This is a genomic window from Quyinboa mangrovi (assembly GCF_042219825.1).
In the GTDB taxonomy this organism is placed as follows: domain Bacteria; phylum Bacteroidota; class Bacteroidia; order Bacteroidales; family UBA5342; genus JBHJHP01.
The window spans coordinates 1-684 of record NZ_JBHJHQ010000068.1 but is presented as its reverse complement, the minus strand read 5'-3'; the positions used below and the strand labels follow the sequence as shown (position 1 = coordinate 684).

Below are 684 nucleotides of genomic sequence, written 5' to 3'. Positions count from 1 at the left end.
AACGTTCCCGCGGTATGGTGTCGTGGCAGTTTCTTTCCGACGGGAAAGGAACTGTCAGGACGAAAAACGCGTGCAGCGAACGTTTATACATTTTGTTTAAAATAACTGCCATGCACTATGACCGCGTGTTGGCAGCTGTAGCTTTTTAATCATATAAGAACCGTTTAAAAGTCTTTCCGTCAAAATAATAAGACCAACTCAAACTTTCTTCAGTCAGGTCAATGGAAATTCCATCATTGGGAACATTTATTTTATTTGTAGCTGACTCCCAATCACCTTTTTGCTCAACACTAATGAATATTTGAATCTCTTTTCCCTGAGAGCCCAAATGTTTTATTAAAATCACCTTATAATCATTAATTTCTTTAATAAAAGCATAAAGGGATACTTCATTTAAGGAGTCAGTTAAAAGTATTGCATAGTCTAATTTATTATCTCCGTTAAAATCACTTGAACAGTAATATGGTAATGTTCCTTCAGTCTTAAGGTATTTATTCCAATCTTGTAAATATTCTTTAGTTGTTGGAATTGAAAAACCAGGCAGTTCTTTTTCTATAAAATTAATTAATGAATCTGGAATGTTTGTCGCCTTAATATTACAGGTTAAGAATAGGAAGAATGCGGTGAAAACTAATATTCTATTCATAATAATGTAAATTTTTTTCTTTTGCTATTGCTGCCAAC

At 33.2% G+C, this 684-nt stretch carries 1 protein-coding gene; it reads right to left on the bottom strand.

Translation table 11 applies throughout. The features are described 5' to 3' along the window. Positions 1–145: 145 nt before the first annotated feature. A complete protein-coding gene (locus ACE1ET_RS20595; RefSeq protein WP_375722432.1) occupies positions 146–646 on the bottom strand; it encodes a hypothetical protein in 501 nt (166 codons plus the stop codon). Positions 647–684 lie beyond the last annotated feature (38 nt).

Bases quoted from the DNA above. Each gene is read 5' to 3' on its own strand.
- ACE1ET_RS20595 (WP_375722432.1), bottom strand. From the start codon at position 646: ATGAATAGAATATTAGTTTTCACCGCATTCTTCCTATTCTTAACCTGT.